2 protein-coding genes are annotated in these 1,214 nt (G+C 64.3%); both read right to left on the reverse strand.

Annotation, left to right across the window (positions count from 1 at the left end):
* Positions 1 to 29 precede the first annotated feature (29 nt).
* Positions 30 to 848 carry an IS3 family transposase gene (locus ABE505_RS17045; protein WP_313050985.1) on the reverse strand — a complete coding sequence of 273 codons (819 nt, stop codon included), beginning with the start codon at positions 846 to 848 and terminating at the stop codon, positions 30 to 32.
* On the reverse strand, positions 848 to 1,162 hold the full coding sequence (locus ABE505_RS17050) for a DUF1153 domain-containing protein (RefSeq protein ID WP_313050986.1): 315 nt from the start codon (positions 1,160 to 1,162) through the stop codon (positions 848 to 850). Before ABE505_RS17050 ends, ABE505_RS17045 begins: the two co-directional genes overlap by 1 nt.
* Positions 1,163 to 1,214: the final 52 nt, after the last annotated feature.

A 1,214-nucleotide genomic window follows, 5' to 3' on the forward strand; every position in this document is an offset into this window, starting at 1 on the left:
GTGTAATGACCCAGCGGTTCCTGCACAGGTCAGGCCGCTAAAGCGTATGCCTCGGCGGGTGTCTTCATGCCCAGCGCCTGGTGCGGACGCCGGTGGTTGTAGAACTGGATCCAGTCGCCGAGCACACGGCTGGCATGCTGCTGGCTTTCGAAACGGTGGCGATGTGCGCACTGCTCTTTGAGCGTGCGGATGACCCGCTCCACCATTCCGTTCTGCTGTGGGCAGTGCGGGGTGATGAACTCCTGGCGCAGGCCATAGCTGCGGACCAGCCGCGTGTAGTCGCGACTGGTGAAGACCAAACCGTTGTCCGAGCGCAGCAGGAAGGGGCTTTGCACCCGTCCCAAGGTCCCGAAGCGGGTGATCAGTGCCTGCTCCAGCGCGGCGGCTGCGGTACTGGCCTTGCCGCTGCGTGAGAGCTGCCAGCCGAGCAGTTGCCGGGTGTAGCAGTCGATCACCACAGCCAAGGTCAGCCAGCCATCGCGGCCACCCCAGATCCGGCACAGGTCGGTCGCCCAGCGCTCGTCAGGCGCCTGTGCCACCGACGGCAGCGCTTGGATCCGCGGTCGCATACCCACGGCCCGCTTGCGGACCTGCCAGCCCATCAGCTGGAACACCCGCTGCACCGTGTTCTTGTTCATCCCCAGCAACCCGGCCACCGTCCGGTAACCGAACGATGGCTCCTCCTCGATCAAGGCCTTGATCGGTCCGGCCAACTCCGGCCTCACCGATGGCGGCGCCTTGGTGGGCCGGTAGTACACGCTGCGTCGAGCCACCCCGAACCAGCGGCACAGTCTCACCATCGAAACTTCGAACCCGTCCGCCCGCAGTCCCTGCTGGATCGTGACCATCAGGTCTCGTCCTTGCCCAACAGGGACGCCAATTTTTTTCGTGCGCGCAGCTCCAGCATCGCCTCGCCATAGGCTTCCTGCAGCTCCTTGAGCTGCCGTTCATACTGCTCGCGCACGTCCTCGGGCTTGGCACGAAGCGCGTTCTCCATGCCGCGCTTGGCGTCCTCCACCCAGCTCTCGATCTCCGAGGGCGTCAGGTCAAACTGCCGGCTGGCCTGCGCCACCGTCGTTTTGCCCTGGATGATCTCCAGCACCAGCGCCGACTTGCGCCGCGCCGTCCAACGTTTGATCTCTTCGTCCATCACTTGGCTCATCGTGCTCTCCTCAAAAGGTAGCACCTGAGCAGGAAATCACTGGGTCATTACA

The organism is Luteimonas sp. TWI382 (assembly GCF_039674545.1).
Classification (GTDB): Bacteria; Pseudomonadota; Gammaproteobacteria; order Xanthomonadales; family Xanthomonadaceae; genus Luteimonas.